At 67.3% G+C, this 13,104-nt stretch carries 12 protein-coding genes; 8 read left to right on the top strand and 4 right to left on the bottom strand.

Annotated features, from left to right (window positions below):
* Positions 1-98: 98 nt before the first annotated feature.
* Positions 99-1,016, bottom strand: coding sequence for an A/G-specific adenine glycosylase (locus KF715_20540; protein ID MBX3739088.1), 918 nt, complete (start codon positions 1,014-1,016; stop codon positions 99-101).
* A gap of 272 nt (positions 1,017-1,288) precedes the next feature.
* Here KF715_20540 and KF715_20545 point away from each other — a divergent pair, with 272 nt between their 5' ends.
* The 5 genes from KF715_20545 to KF715_20565 all read left to right on the top strand — a co-directional run bounded on the left by KF715_20545 (position 1,289) and on the right by KF715_20565 (position 6,617).
* Positions 1,289-2,299, top strand: coding sequence for a ribonuclease HIII (locus tag KF715_20545; protein ID MBX3739089.1), 1,011 nt, complete (start codon positions 1,289-1,291; stop codon positions 2,297-2,299).
* Positions 2,300-2,412: 113 nt separating this feature from the next.
* A complete protein-coding gene (locus KF715_20550; protein MBX3739090.1) occupies positions 2,413-3,198 on the top strand; it encodes a ribonuclease HII in 786 nt (261 codons plus the stop codon).
* 167 nt (positions 3,199-3,365) lie between these two features.
* Positions 3,366-4,538 carry a PAS domain-containing protein gene (locus KF715_20555; protein ID MBX3739091.1) on the top strand — a complete coding sequence of 391 codons (1,173 nt, stop codon included), beginning with the start codon at positions 3,366-3,368 and terminating at the stop codon, positions 4,536-4,538.
* Positions 4,539-4,540: 2 nt separating this feature from the next.
* Positions 4,541-5,083 (top strand): hypothetical protein, encoded by a 543-nt coding sequence (locus tag KF715_20560; GenBank protein ID MBX3739092.1) that lies wholly within the window; start codon positions 4,541-4,543, stop codon positions 5,081-5,083.
* Between the two features lie 106 nt (positions 5,084-5,189).
* Positions 5,190-6,617, top strand: a complete 1,428-nt coding sequence (locus KF715_20565; GenBank protein ID MBX3739093.1) for an NAD(P)-dependent oxidoreductase — start codon at positions 5,190-5,192, stop codon at positions 6,615-6,617.
* Positions 6,618-6,734: 117 nt separating this feature from the next.
* Here KF715_20565 and KF715_20570 read toward each other — a convergent pair whose 3' ends face one another.
* The 3 genes from KF715_20570 to KF715_20580 all read right to left on the bottom strand — a co-directional run bounded on the left by KF715_20570 (position 6,735) and on the right by KF715_20580 (position 8,602).
* Complete coding sequence (locus KF715_20570) at positions 6,735-7,598, bottom strand: hypothetical protein (protein ID MBX3739094.1); 864 nt, start codon at positions 7,596-7,598, stop codon at positions 6,735-6,737.
* 41 nt (positions 7,599-7,639) lie between these two features.
* Positions 7,640-7,789, bottom strand: a complete 150-nt coding sequence (locus tag KF715_20575; GenBank protein MBX3739095.1) for a hypothetical protein — start codon at positions 7,787-7,789, stop codon at positions 7,640-7,642.
* Positions 7,790-7,987: 198 nt separating this feature from the next.
* A complete protein-coding gene (locus KF715_20580; GenBank protein ID MBX3739096.1) occupies positions 7,988-8,602 on the bottom strand; it encodes a YdeI/OmpD-associated family protein in 615 nt (204 codons plus the stop codon).
* Positions 8,603-8,705: 103 nt separating this feature from the next.
* On the opposite strand from KF715_20580, the gene KF715_20585 reads away from it, so the two are divergent.
* Genes KF715_20585 through KF715_20595 form a run of 3 tightly spaced genes read left to right on the top strand, consistent with a single transcriptional unit; the run spans position 8,706 to position 13,094 of the window.
* Entirely contained in the window at positions 8,706-10,076 is a 1,371-nt protein-coding gene (locus KF715_20585) for a sigma-54-dependent Fis family transcriptional regulator (protein ID MBX3739097.1), read from the top strand.
* A 10-nt stretch (positions 10,077-10,086) separates the two neighbouring features.
* Positions 10,087-11,859, top strand: coding sequence for a hypothetical protein (locus tag KF715_20590; protein MBX3739098.1), 1,773 nt, complete (start codon positions 10,087-10,089; stop codon positions 11,857-11,859).
* Positions 11,860-11,918: 59 nt separating this feature from the next.
* Positions 11,919-13,094, top strand: a complete 1,176-nt coding sequence (locus tag KF715_20595; GenBank protein MBX3739099.1) for a hypothetical protein — start codon at positions 11,919-11,921, stop codon at positions 13,092-13,094.
* Positions 13,095-13,104: the final 10 nt, after the last annotated feature.

Raw genomic sequence — 13,104 nt, forward strand, 5'->3', positions numbered from 1 at the left:
CCCGCGATCTCCGAGCGCGGGTGAAGTGCGCAGTGGAGTGCGTCGACCCCGACGTGCTCGGATTTCAATCGCGACGCAGTTTCTCGAACGCGTTGAGGTCAACGCGTTCCACCCGCGTCGGCGAGCAACTCCGCGATCCAGCGCTTGTGCGGACCGGACAGCGTGACGCGGTCGAGTGCGTCGCGTGCGATCCACTCGAGCGCGGCGTCCGCGGCGATGCGTTTGCGCAGCGCGGCGTCGAGTTGCACCGCATAGATTTGCTCCGTGATTTGGAAGCGCGTGATTGTGCGCCGTTTCGTGGCGAGCAGGGCGGACGCGGCGGGTTTCACGCCGAGGTCGCTCGCCTCCGGCAGTTCGTGCACGCCGGCGAGGCGTTTGGCGTTCGTGTCGCCCCGGCGCAGCAGAACGCGTCCGCGATCGAGGACGAAAGTCCGCATGACGGACTTCTGCTCGATCTGCTTGGGGGCGAAACGCGGCAAAGCGTCCTGATTGCCCGCTCGGCGCGCGGCGCAGAAATCGGCGACAGGGCACGTCAGGCAAAGCGGCTTGGCACGGAAACAGACGGTCGCGCCGAGTTCCATCATCGCCTGGTTGTGCGTGCCGGGATCCGCGCCGACGATCAGGGCGTCGGCGAGCGGCGTGAAGTGTTTCGCCGCGTCGACTCCGGTGGCGAAGCGCTTCGTCTCGCCGGTGAGGCGGGCGAGGATGCGCACGACATTGCCGTCGACACACGCGGCCGGTTCCCCGAAGGCGATGCTCGTGATCGCAGCCGAGGTGTATGGACCGATGCCGGGCAATTCGCGCCACTCGGCCGGCGTGCGCGGCGGGGCGGGGCGTGCGACGAGGGCGTGGGCGAGTTTGTGGAGATTGCGGGCGCGCGAGTAGTAGCCGAGGCCTTCCCAGAGTTTCAGCACCTTCGTCTCCGGCGCGGCGGCGAGCGCGGCGAAGTCCGGCAGCGTGCGCAGCCAGCGATCGAAGTAGGGCAGCACGGTCGCGACCTGCGTTTGCTGGAGCATGAACTCCGAGACGACGGTCTTGTAGAGCGACGGCGCGTCGCGCCACGGCAGGCGGCGCTGGTGGACGCGATACCAGCCATGCAGCGCGGCATGGAAGTCGGCCCGGCGGGCGGTGAGTTGCGCGGGATGAGAGGCCACGAAGAGGCACGAGAAGACACAAAAAACCAGCAGAGGGAAGGAGGGTTTTGCGCAGACGTCGCCTCGCGGTGACAGAGTGAGGGCTCGGCAAGTTTTTCGTGTATTTTTGCGTCTCTTTGTGGCCACCTCTCCGCATGCCGAAACGGTTCGACGACGCCGCGGAAGAAAAGCCGAAGGCGCTGACCACTTACACGATCAAGCTCGACGATGCGCAGATGGAAAAGCTGCGCGCCGCCGTGGCGAAGAAGTATTGGGAGGAGGTCGAGGTGCCGTATGCGCGGTTCGCGTTCAAAGGCCCGAAGGTCAACGTCACCGCCTACACGAGCGGCAAGGTCGTCGTGGCTGGCAAGGAGACGGAGGATTTCGTGCAGAATGTCATCGAGGCCGAAGTCACGGGTCTCGCGCAACTCGGCTACGACGACGTGCATCATCCCGAATGGTTCGAACCGCACGCGGGCCTTGACGAGTCGGGCAAGGGCGACCTGTTCGGGCCCGTCGTGGCCGCGACCGTCATCGCCGAAAAACCCGCCATCGATGCGTGGTGCAAGGCCGGTGTGCGCGACTCGAAGAGCATCGAGGACTCGCAGATTCTGAAACTCGACGAGCTCATCCGCGGCACGTCCGGCGCGGTCGTCGAGGTCGTCTATTGCGGCATGGCGAAATACAACGAGCTGATGCTCAAGCCGACGGCGAACCTGAACCGCCTGCTCGCGTGGCAGCACGCCCGGGCGCTCGAGGCGGCGTTGCAGAAGAAATGGGTGCCGCGCGGCCTGCTCGACCAGTTTTCCAAGGAGCCGCTCGTGCAACGCGAGTTGAAGAAGCGCGGACTCGAGCGCTTCAACCTCGAGATGCGCACGAAGGCCGAGTCGGACCCGGTGGTCGCCGCCGCGTCGGTCGTGGCGCGCGCGGAATTCGTCCGGCAGATGCGCGAGCTCTCGCGCGAGTTCGGCGACAAGCTCCAGTTCGGCGCCGGCGCGCAGGCCAAGGCGCAGGCGGCGGCGATCGTGGAACGCTTGGGCGCACGGGCGTTGCCGCGGTTCGCGAAGCTGCACTTCCGCACGAGCTACGAAGTCGTGTCCGCTGCGGGCAAGCTCGACGAGCTGCCGCTGAAGGAACCGAAGGAGAAGACGGAATGGCGGCGGTGAGTTGAGTCAGCGATGGTCTCTCAAGCGCAACGAAACCGTCGGGCCTGTGGGAGCGAGCTTGCTCGCGACCCGCGCGCCGCTGTCGTGAGCAAGCTCACTCCCACAAGCAAGTCATGCCGGTGAAACGCCGCCAGCTCCGCGCGTTCGACCTGAAGCAGATTCACGGCTTCGAGGGACTCATCGGCGTCGACGAGGCCGGGCGCGGCGCGCTGGCCGGTCCGGTCGTGGCCGGCGCGGTGCTGGTGACGCGCGAGTTCCTCGAGGGAAAATGGGCGGTCGCGAAAGGTGGACGCGTCAACGACTCGAAGCAGCTCAGCGCGGAGGAGCGGGCGGAGCTGTGGACGGAATTCGACGAGCTGGCGCGCGCCGGACAGATCCACGCGACCTTCGGTGTGGCGAGCGTGGCGGAGATCGAGACGCTGAACATTCTCGGCGCCACGAAGCTCGCGATGCGCCGCGCGCTCGAGCAGATTTATCCGCCGACGGCGTTCGAGCGGAAGATCGAGCCGGATCTTTTCGCGAGCGAAGCGGAGCGCGCGGCCTTCCAGCCGACCGTCTCGTGCAAGGTGCTCGTCGACGGTCTGCCGCTGCGGCACTTCCCGTATCCGCACGAGGGACTGGTGAACGGCGACGCGCGGTCGCTGTGCATCGCGATGGCGTCGATCGTCGCGAAAGTGACGCGCGATCGGATGATGGACGCACTCGACAAGGTGCACGAGGCCTACGGCTTCGCGCAGCACAAAGGCTACGGCACCGAGGAGCATCGCGAGGCCGTGCTGAAGCTCGGGCGCTGCGTGGCGCACCGGGACAGTTTTTTGCGGAAACTCTTCGCCCAGCCACGCGACTTGGAGGGACAGCTGACGTTCTTCGGCGAGGAATCGGCCCCGGAGTCGCAATAGGTAGCCCGCGACCTCCGGGCGCGGGAGCGGCGGTTGCCGCGCATCAAAACACCCGTCCTCGGAGAGGCCGGGCTACCTTCGCTGCCGAGAATTCGCGGCGCGGAGCGGAGTCCGCGCCCTACCTTGACGACCGGCGTCGTGCCGTGCTGATTAGCCGACGCGCTCGCATGGCAGGCAAGAAGCACAGCTCCCTCGACAAGGTTCTCGGCCGGCTCGATCAGCTCGATCAGGCCAACCTGCAGAATCTCGTGCAGCGGCTTGTGCGCGAGCGGGCGTTGCTGGAGTCGGTGTTCAACACCTTGCAGGAAGGCGTGCTGGTGATCGATGCCGACGGCGAGATCGACTACGCGAATGAGGCGGCGATGCGGCTGATCGGCCTGAAGGAGGGCGCGACGGGCGCCTCGCTGTGGCGGCTCGTGCCAGGTTTGCGGGCTTCGCTCGGCGGAGGCGAAGGGGGCGAGGCGGCTGACCGCGGCTCTCCGCTCGTCACGCGCGAGTTCGAGCTGAACTACCCGCAGCCGCGCGTGGTCCGGCTGTATCGCGTGCCGTTTCACGAGGGTGCCAACGGCGGGATGCGCTACGCGATCATCCTGACGGACATCACGAACGAGAAAAAGACCACGGAAGAGCTGATCGAGAACGAGCGCGTGTCCTCGATCCTGCTCCTCGCCGCCGGCGTGGCGCACGAACTCGGCAATCCGCTCAACTCCCTCACGATCCATCTCCAGCTCATCGATCGGCGGTTGAAAAAGCTCCGCGGCACCAAGGATGGCGATGCGCTCGCCGAGTCGGTGCGCGTGTGTTCGGACGAGGTCGCGCGGCTCGACGGCATCATCAAGAATTTCCTCGAGGCCATCCGCCCGCGCCCGCCCGATCTCGCCGAGGTGAACGTCGTCGAGGTGATCGAGGACGTGTTGCGCTTCCAATCGCGCGAACTCGACGACCGCGGCATTACGGTCGACGGGGAACTGCCTTCGAGCACGCCGGTGATCATGGCGGATCGCGATCAGTTGAAGCAGGTGTTCTTCAACCTCGCGAAGAACGCCATGGAGGCGATGGCGCCCGGCGGCCGGCTCAGCGTGCGTGTGCGCACGGACGACGATTCGGTCTACGTCGCCTTCGCCGACACCGGCAGCGGCATCAAGGCGGGCGACATGGCGAAGCTGTTTTCGCCCTACCACACGACGAAGCCGAGCGGTCACGGCCTCGGGCTCATGATCGTGCAGCGCATCCTGCGCGAGCACGGCGGGCACGTCGGCATCGAGAGCAAGGAAGGCGTCGGCACGGTCGTGACGCTGCAATTCCCGCAAAAGCACCGTCGCGTGCGGATGCTGAAGTAAGCATGCGCGGCGTGGCGCGTCTCGTGTCCGGGTTGTGCTGGCTCGCTTTTGCTGCATGCCAGCATTCGGACCGTGCGTTGCCGGAGGCGGGCGTTGGTGCCGCGAGCTACGTCTTGCTCTCCCCGCCGGAGGAAGCGGCCGCGAGGGCAGCGGCGAAACCGGATGGGGACGACGCGGGTGCGGTTTCGGAGTCGGTTGCGGCCGTGTTCTTCCAAGCCGCGGAGCCGCTTGGTTTGCTCGCGGCGCCGCGCTATCCACGCGATTTGTGGCGTCCAGGTGCTTCGGCGGCGATCCTCACCGTGCGGGTGCGCATCGACGCCCACGGGCAGGTGCTCGATGTCGCGACAAGTCCTGCCGGGCTCTCGACGCATGGGCGCGCCGAAGACGTATTCCTGGACGCGGTCCGCGTGGCGGCGCGGGAATGGCGATTCCAGCCGGCGCGAGTGCTGCGCGCCACGCCGCCCCGGGAGCCGGGCGCGGCACCCGGTTTGCACGCCGAAACCGTGGCATCCGAGTTGGATCTCCAATTCACCTTTGTGCCGTAGTGCCGGACGCGAGGCCGCAAAGCTTGCGCAGGGTTGCGCAAAGGGCGGGGGGCCGGGCGCTTCGATTACGGGCAGGATGGCAGAGCCGGAATTCCTTCCCGCAGGTATGCCGCCGCAACTCCAACCCCAGACCGCCAAATACGCTTGGTCCACCATCGGGCGCGCTTCGCCCCCGAAGCGGGCCGCGGAGGAGCGCGTGGCGGATTTTCACGAGATCTACCGGGAGTTCGACGAGGCGACCGTGCGGGCGCAGGCGGCGCGCTGCATCCAGTGCCCGAATGCCGGTTGCGTGCAGGCCTGTCCGCTCAACAACCGCATCCCCGAGTGGCTGGCCCTGACGGCGGCGGGCGATTTTCTCGGGGCGGCTGCGTTGTCCCGCGCGACGAGCAACATGCCGGAAATCTGCTCGCGCGTGTGTCCGCAGGAGAAACTTTGCGAGGGCTCGTGCATCCTCACGTCGAAGACGGACGCGGTGGCGATCGGCGCGGTCGAGCGGTTCATCAACGAATACGCGTTCCGCCACGGCGGCTTCGAGCTTCTGCAGGCGCCCGCGAACGGCCGGCGCGTGGCCGTGATCGGTTCCGGGCCCGGCGGGCTCGCGTGCGCCGACGAGCTGGCGAAGCTCGGCTACGGCGTCACGGTGTTCGAGTCGCAGCTGATTCCCGGCGGCCTGCTGGTGAACGGCATCCCGGCGTTCAAGCTCGAGAAGCACGTGGTCGAGCGCCGCGTCGACCTGCTCGTGCGCCGCGGCGTGGAGTTCAAGCTCGGGGTGCGCGTCGGCTGGGACGTTTCGCTGGAGGAATTGCGGGAAAAATTCGACGCGATCTTCCTCGGGGTCGGCGCGCAGAAGCCGAAGCCGCTCGACATCCCGGGCGCGAATCTGCGCGGCATCGTCGACGCGTTGCCGTTCCTGATTCCGAAGAACGTCGATTCGCCGCTCGCGGAAGGCGCACAGGTCGACGTGACCGGCAAGCGCGTGGTCGTGCTCGGCGGCGGCGACACGGCGATGGATTGCCTGCGGACGGCTTTGCGCAGCGGCGCGAGCGAGGTGACGTGCGTCTATCGCCGCGACCTCGCGAACATGCCGGGCAGCCGCAAGGAATACGCGAACGCGACCGAGGAGGGCGCGCGTTTCCTGTTCCTCACCAATCCGACGGAAATCGTCGGCAACGCGAACGGCGACCTGATCGAGGTGCGTTGCACGCGCATGGAGCTCGGTGCGCCCGACGCTTCGGGGCGGCGCAAGCCCCGCGCGGTGCCGAACTCGGAATTCGCGATCGCGGCGGACATCGTGCTCGTCGCCTACGGCTTCGATCCCGTGCCTTGGCCGGAGGGCAGCGCGTTCGCGCAGATCGAGGTGGACGATTGGGATGGATTGAAGGTCGACCGCAACCAGATGACGAGCGTCGCGGGCGTGTTTGCCGGCGGCGACTCGGTGCGCGGGCCGAGCCTCGTGGTGCACGCGGTGCGCGACGGCCGGAAAGCGGCGCAGGGCATCCACCGCTGGGTGACGGAGCCGCGGGTGTCGGCTTGATCGCGCACGGTAGGTGCGGCGTGGCGGTTTGAAGCGGGCAAGGCGTGGGCGGAGCGCGCGCTTGCTGGCGCTTTCCCGGTGCGTGCCGGTGCGTGGGCGCGCGGTCGGCGCAGCGGCTCAGCGTTCCCGGTCGTTCGTGTTGTTGCGCGGATCGTCCTTGTCGCGGTGGCGTTCGGGGGGCGGAGCGGGAGTCGGGCGCGAAGACGGCGGAGGCGGAGGAGTGTGCGTTTCAGGACGCGGGGGCGATGACACCGGCGGCGGAGAATGCGGGCGCGGGCGATCGCCGTGGTCGCGCGTATCGGGCGGGCCGTCGTGATGGCGATCGTGCGTGTCGGGGCGCCGGGGTGGGACGGCGTCGTCGGGGCGGCGATCGTGGTTCTTGTCGCGATCGTGCGGACGGCTCGGGCGGATCGGAGGCGGCGGTGCCGGAGTGACGACCACGGGCGGCGGCGCGGGGCGGCGCGGTTCGACGGGTTTCAGGTAGTCGCGCGGGTAGTGCGGCCGCAGATAGTCGCGGGGGCGGTAAGGATAATAACCGAACTCAGGCCACGGATTATAGTAATAGCCGAAGTCGAAAAACGGGTCGTAGTTCGACGCGAGCGCCGTGGGCGGATACGTGGCGGAGTCGCGGGACGGAGCGGAGTAGGCGGCGCCGACGTTGCCCGGATTGAAGACGGTGACTTGGAACTCGCCGCTGGCCGTGACAGACACGCGGATGATGCGGTCGGCGGCGGCGGCGTTGCTCACCAGCACGTCGTCCGGCGAGAGCAAGCCGCGTTCCGTGAGGTAGCGCACGATCTCGTCGCGCTTGGCCTGGAGTTGCTCGGCGTTGAGTTGTCCGTCCTCCGAGGCGAGCAGGAGCGCGGTGTTGATCCGGTAGACGGTGCGGGTGACCACGCGCGGCGGGGGCGGCGTGGAGCAGGCGGTCAGCAACATCGCGATGGCGAGGAGCGAGACGGAGAGCGGCCGCAGGAGGGACATGCGAGGACTTTCCGCCCGAATCGGCCGAAGCGCAACCGCGCTCATGGCTCGGCATTCGCGGCGTCGCGTGCGGGGGGGAGCGCGCCGGGGATGTTCATCGGCATGCTGGCGCAGCCGAAGACGAGCAAAGAGAGCAGCGCGGCGGCGATCAACGCGAGCCGGCCGGCGGAGCGCGGGCACAAATTGGGCATGCGGCTTGGGACGTGAGCTGGGCGACGACGTTCCCGGCCGAAAGACAGGAGGGGTGACTTTGAGGAAAATCCCCGCGGCCCTGCACGGGAGCTTGTCCGAGGCGCAGTGGCTTGCCAGCGCCCGATCTCTCCGTGGGCAGCAGGCCGGGTATTCGCGAGCGGGTTCCTGTGCTGGAGAGCGCGCGGACGCAGTCGCCTTCAGCAGCGCTCGTATTTCCAGTTGCGGGTCTTGCCCTCGGCGAGCCAGGCGAGCGTGGTGGCGAGGCGGGTGGCGCGCGTCGCGGGGCGTTTCGCTTCGGTGATCCACTCGACGTAGTCCTTGCGGTGGCTGTAGCTGAACTTCGCCCACGTCGCGGCGGCGGTTTTGTTTTTCTTCAGCGCAGCGACGAGGTCGGCCGGGACGCGCAGCGGGCGGCGCGGCGCGATCTTGCGTTTGGGACGAGGCGGCAGGCCGGCGCGCGTGCGCTCGGCAGCTTGCTTCAGGAAGGTGACGATGACCTTGTCGGCTGGCAGGTCGGCGAGGCTCGCGATGCGGCCGGCGGCGCCCATCGCGGTGCCGTTGGCGTGAAGTTTCTCGAATTCCTCGGTGATGTCGCGACGCCAGAACCCGAAGGCCGTGTGCGCTTTGAACGCGGCGAAGTTGCACAACGGCGTGTTCTCGACAGTGAAGAAGGGCATGCCCCACTTGATAGTTTCGGCGGCGTCGGGCACGGCGCGGTGCACGAGCGCGCGGAGGTGGGCGAGGATCGGACGCGCGAAGGGCGCGGCTTTGGCGAGGTAGGCGTCGATGCGCGGGTCGGCGGCGTGGGGCATGGCGGGTTTCTGGCGGGACCTTGGCCGATTGGCCAGCGCGGAGGTGTGCCATCGCGTCTCGATTGCCGTTGACCGGGTCGGGAGCGGGGGGCTTCATCGCGGCATGGTGCCGAGTGTATTGATCGTCGACGACGAGAAGCACACCCGAGAGGGGCTGCAACAGGCGTTGCAGGACAACTACGACGTGTCGGTCGCGGCCAGCGCCGACGAAGGCTTCAACCTGATGGAAGCGCAGGAGTTCGACGTGATCGTCACCGACCTCCGCATGCCCGGCAAAAGCGGCCTGAAGGTCATCGACAAGGCCCTGACGCTCGCGAACAAGCCGGCCGTGATCATGATGACGGCCTACGGTAGCATCGATTCGGCGGTCGAGGCGATGAAGCGCGGCGCGGTGGATTTTTTGACGAAGCCGGTGAACATCGAGCGACTCGAAATCCTCATCCAGCGCGCGCTGAAGACGCGGACACTCGAGGTCGAGGTGAAGCAGCTGCACGAGCGGCTCGACGAGAAGTTCTCGATGGAAGGCATCGTCGGCCACTCGGCGAAGCTCGCGCAGGTGATCGAGCGCGTGAAGCTCGTGGCGCCGTCACGCGCCACGATCCTGATCGAGGGCGAGACCGGCACGGGCAAGGAATTGATCGCGCAGGCGATCCACCAGGCGAGTCCGCGCGCGCGCGCGCCGTTCGTGCCGGTGCATTGCGCGGCGTTGCCGGCGACGCTGCTCGAGAGCGAGCTGTTCGGCCACGAGAAAGGCGCGTTCACCGGCGCGACGGAGCGGCGCATCGGGCGCTTCGAGGCGGCGGACGGCGGCACGGTTTTCCTCGACGAGATCGGCGAGATCGGGCCGGAGATCCAGGTGAAGCTGCTGCGCTTCCTCGAGACGAAGAGCTTCGAGCGCATCGGCAGCACGAAGACGATGACGGTCGACGTGCGCCTCGTGGCGGCGACGAACCGCAACCTCGAGCAGATGGTGAAGGACGGGAAGTTCCGCGAGGACCTCTATTTCCGGCTCAACGTCGTGCGCATCACGACGCCGGCGCTGCGCGAGCGCTCCGACGACATCCCGGTGTTGCTCGAGCACTTCGTCAAAATCTACGCCAAGGAGAACGGCTACGAGCCGATCACGATCGAGCCCGGCGCGATGCAGCATCTCCAGCGTTACGGCTGGCCGGGCAACATCCGCGAGCTGCGCAATTTCGCGGAAAACATCGTGGTGCTCCAGCGCGGCGGCACGTTGAGCGAGTTCGAGCTCGAGCCGAAATACCGCGGCGATCCGACGATGCCGCCGGCGCTCGCGGCCAATCCGCCGGCCAATCCGCTGTCCGTCGAGGAAAACGAGAAGCGCCTGCTCCGCGAGGCGCTGATCAAGGCGCGCGGCAACCGCACCAAGGCCGCCGAGATGATGGGCATCAGCCGCCGCACGCTGCATCGCAAGATCGCGCAATGGCCGGAACTCGACGTGGTGGACCGCTGAGCGCGGCGCGATGAAGTCGACGCAGGAGTTCATCCATTGGCTGGAGCAGGGAGCCGGCGCGCGGGTGTTGCGCGGCGTGGTGCTGGCGATCGGTGCGGTGCTGCTTACGGCGGTGTTTGCCTGGAAGCAATTTCACGGCGTCCCGAACGAGTGGACGTTGCAGCAGGCCGAGCTCGGCCGGCAGATCGCGCATGGGCAGGGGTTCACCACGCAAGTGAATTACCCGCAGACTTACGCGGTGATGAAGGCGCGCGGCGTGCCGTTGAGCGAGACGCAGCCGTATCCCGAGCTGAGTCACGCGCCGTTGTATCCGCTGTTGCTCGCCGCGGCCTTCAAGCTCGCGCCGGCGAGCCTCTGGTCGCATGTGCCGGAGCCGCCCAATGGCTGGGCGCCGGACTACGTCGTGCTGGGGGTGAACCTGGCGTTGTTCTGGCTCGGCATGGCGTTGGTGTGGCGGCTCGCGCGACAGTTGTTCGATGCCGGTGTCGCGTGGGTCGCGACGCTCGGCGCGGCGGTGTCGGTGACGCTGTGGCAGCAAACGGTCGTCGTCAGCGGGATGCCGTTGATGATGGTGCTGGCGCTGGCGGTTTTCGTGGTGCTGGCGGGCGGCGAGGAGAGCTGGGCGGAGCATCCGGCATGGAATCGCGGACTGGCGGCACGGATGGCGGCGCTCGGTGCGGGTGGGGCGTTGCTGTTTCTCACGGAGTATTCGGCGGGGTTGCTGGCGCTGGCGCTCGCGGGTTATCTCGCCTGGCGCCTGCGCGGGGCGGCACGCTGGCCGGCGCTCGGGGTTTTTGCGGCGACGTTCGTGCTGCTGGTCGCGCCGTGGCTGATCCGCAACGTCGTGGTGGTCGGCCATCCGCTCGGGCTGGCGTGGCAGAATCTCGCGTTGAAGGCGGACGACAACACCGCGTTGCCCAGCGCGGCGCGCACGACGGCGACGGTCGAATACATTGGTCTCGACCTGAAGAAGCTCGGCAACAAGGGCCTCACGGGCATGGAGCGCAACCTGAAGGAGCGCATCTGGTCCGGCGGCGGCCTGCTGTTCACCGCGTTCTTCGTGGCGGGGCTGGCGTATCAGTTCCGGCATGGGCCGACGAATCGCGTGCGGTGGTGCTTCGCCGGGACGCTGCTCGTGCTGCTGGCGGGCCAGCCGTTTTTCAGCGCCGGAGAGAGCCCGCGGCTGCCGGCCTATTACCTCGCGCCGCTACTGATTGTGTTTGGCGCGGGTTTTTTCGCGGTGTTGATCGGCAGCCAGGGCGCGCTCGCGGCGCGTTGGCGCTGGGTCGCGGCGGCCTTGCTGGCGTTGCAGGCGCTGCCGCTGGTGCGCGACTGCCTGGAACCGCGGAAGATTCATTTCTATTACCCGCCGTATTTCCCGAATCTCTTCCTCGAGCTGAAGCGTGACACCCAATCGCGGTTCATGCCCGGCGTGGCCGTCGCGGCCGATGTGCCGGCGGGCACGGCGTGGTATGGCCAGCAACGCGTCTGGGCGAAGCCGGAGCGGCTGCGCGATTTCTACGAAATCACCGTGCAACAACCCATCGGCGCGCTGCTGCTCACGCCGGTGACGCTCGACCGGCCGTTCTTCACGGAGCTGGCGGCACGGCGCGAGGACGCGATCCGCACCTTGTCCGACACCGGCGGCTGGGGACCGGTCTACGCGGGCCTGGTGACGCGTCGCATGCCGGCGAATTTTCCGCTCGCGGGACAGCCCCAGCGGCTGACCGAAAACATGGTGCTCCTCATTGACCCGTCCGCCATTCGGCTAAGGGGAAATTGATTTGCGTCTGGGTGGGGCAGACGGCTTGCTGGCGCATCGGTTTCCCACCGATGCTGACCATGAACACTCCGCTTCGCCTAGCCGCGTTGGCTGTGCTTTTTCCCGCCCTGAGTTTCGCCGTTTACGCCCCGATTCCGGAGCAGGAACAGGGCAAGGCGCTGTCGTTTCAGCTGGGCGCCTCGGTGTATCAGGACTCGAACATTTTCGGCTCCGCGACCGGGGAGATCGACAGCTTGGTTTACTCGGTCAATCCGTCGGTGTCCTACAACGCGTCGGTCGACGACCAGACGTTCGTCTCCGCGAGCTACAGCCTCAACCTCGATCACGTCGTCGATCGCCCGGGCAAGAAGGACCTCACCAGCCACACGCTCAACGCCCGCGTGGCGCACGCGTTCAGCCAGTCGACCAGCCTCGACGTGAGCGACAGCTACCTGATCTCGAAAAACCCGCAATCGCTGCTCGCCGGTCTCACGTTGAACACCGATCAGTCGTTCAAGATGAACCAGTTCAACGCCCGGTTCACCACCACCGCCGGCCCGAAGACCGGCGTGGTGTTCAAATACCGCAACATCGACTACGCCTACGACCTCGACACCCTCGCCACGCAGCTGGACCGCATGGAGCACCTCGCCGGAGTGGAACTGAGCTTCGCCGTGCTGCCCGTGACCAAGCTCGCGGCGGAATACCGCTATCAAAACGTCGCCTACGACGCCGGCTCCGCCGTGAAGGACAAGCGCTCCCACTTCGTCCTCGGCGGCGCCGACTACAATCCCAGCGAGGCGCTCACGCTGACGTTCCGCGGCGGCTTCGAGGATCGCACCCGCGAAGGCGCCGCCTCGACCACCGGCCCCTACGTCGAACTCAGCACGCGCTACACGTATGGTCAGAACTCCTTCGTCGCCGGCGGCTACGTCTACACGCTCGAAGAGGCGTCCGACGTGGCCCGCTTCACCGATACCAAGGTGAACCGCTTCTTCGTGAACGTGCAGCACCGCCTCTCCCCCTTGGTCACGGCCTCGGGATCGCTCACTTGGGAACCGTCCCAACTCCAGGGCCGCGCCGGCGTGCCCGATGTCGACGAGACCACCACTCGCGTCGGCCTCGCGCTCTCCTGGCTGCCGACCAAGAACTGGACGATCAGCGCCACCTTCGACGCCGACCAGATCGCCTCGGACGATCCGGTCCGTGATCAGGACCGCACACGCTACGGCGTCTCGGCGCGCTTCTCCTTCTAACGGACCGCAC

It is taken from the genome of Candidatus Didemnitutus sp., from assembly GCA_019634575.1.
Lineage (GTDB): Bacteria > Verrucomicrobiota > Verrucomicrobiia > Opitutales > Opitutaceae > Didemnitutus.

Excerpts from the sequence above, each read along its gene's own strand:
- KF715_20540 (MBX3739088.1), bottom strand. The coding sequence starts at position 1,016 with ATGCTCCAGCAAACGCAGGTCGCGACCGTGCTGCCCTACTTCGATCGC.
- KF715_20545 (MBX3739089.1), top strand. The coding sequence starts at position 1,289 with ATGCCGAAACGGTTCGACGACGCCGCGGAAGAAAAGCCGAAGGCGCTG.
- KF715_20550 (MBX3739090.1), top strand. The coding sequence starts at position 2,413 with ATGCCGGTGAAACGCCGCCAGCTCCGCGCGTTCGACCTGAAGCAGATT.
- KF715_20555 (MBX3739091.1), top strand. The coding sequence starts at position 3,366 with ATGGCAGGCAAGAAGCACAGCTCCCTCGACAAGGTTCTCGGCCGGCTC.
- KF715_20560 (MBX3739092.1), top strand. The coding sequence starts at position 4,541 with ATGCGCGGCGTGGCGCGTCTCGTGTCCGGGTTGTGCTGGCTCGCTTTT.
- KF715_20565 (MBX3739093.1), top strand. The coding sequence starts at position 5,190 with ATGCCGCCGCAACTCCAACCCCAGACCGCCAAATACGCTTGGTCCACC.
- KF715_20570 (MBX3739094.1), bottom strand. The coding sequence starts at position 7,598 with ATGTCCCTCCTGCGGCCGCTCTCCGTCTCGCTCCTCGCCATCGCGATG.
- KF715_20575 (MBX3739095.1), bottom strand. The coding sequence starts at position 7,789 with ATGCCCAATTTGTGCCCGCGCTCCGCCGGCCGGCTCGCGTTGATCGCC.
- KF715_20580 (MBX3739096.1), bottom strand. The coding sequence starts at position 8,602 with ATGCCCCACGCCGCCGACCCGCGCATCGACGCCTACCTCGCCAAAGCC.
- KF715_20585 (MBX3739097.1), top strand. The coding sequence starts at position 8,706 with ATGGTGCCGAGTGTATTGATCGTCGACGACGAGAAGCACACCCGAGAG.
- KF715_20590 (MBX3739098.1), top strand. The coding sequence starts at position 10,087 with ATGAAGTCGACGCAGGAGTTCATCCATTGGCTGGAGCAGGGAGCCGGC.
- KF715_20595 (MBX3739099.1), top strand. The coding sequence starts at position 11,919 with ATGAACACTCCGCTTCGCCTAGCCGCGTTGGCTGTGCTTTTTCCCGCC.